This is a genomic window from Lyngbya aestuarii BL J, assembly GCF_000478195.2.
GTDB classification, from domain to species: Bacteria; Cyanobacteriota; Cyanobacteriia; order Cyanobacteriales; family Microcoleaceae; genus Capilliphycus; species Capilliphycus aestuarii.
In genome coordinates this window covers 1-478 of sequence record NZ_AUZM01000355.1, presented here as the reverse complement: position 1 = coordinate 478, position 478 = coordinate 1, and the positions used below count along the sequence as shown (strand labels likewise).

The window sequence follows — 478 nt, the reverse complement described above, 5'->3', positions numbered from 1 at the left end:
ATGATGCACAAGATAAGATTCAACTGCATGGAAGTGCCAGTGATTATGAGCTAGTACAAAAGAACGGAGATACCCGCATCTTCTATTATGGTGAAGGAAGCAAAGAGATGATTGGAATTATCTCCGGTTATTCCAGTTCAGTATCTTTAACCGACGATATCTTCACCTACGTCAACTCAGAAAACTCTGAACCCACTCCCCCAGAAGAAGAACCCGTTAACCAAATTCCCACAGCCAACAACGATACAGACAGCACTGACGAAAATACAGCTATCAATATTAATGTCTTAAGTAATGATAGCGACTCAGACGGTGATAGTCTCAACGTCAGTATGGTTGATGGTACAAACACCAAAGGTGAAGTTAGCATCAACAACGACGGTACAATCAGCTATAACCCCAACGGTCAATTTGACGCTCTCGAAGCAAATGAAACCGCAACAGATAGTTTCAGCTATACGATTAACGATGGTCAAGG

1 protein-coding gene is annotated in these 478 nt (G+C 42.1%); it reads left to right on the top strand.

Going from position 1 to position 478, the window contains the following annotated elements:
* A partial coding sequence (locus M595_RS28495; protein WP_040484810.1) for an Ig-like domain-containing protein occupies nt 1-478 on the top strand: 478 nt, incomplete at both ends.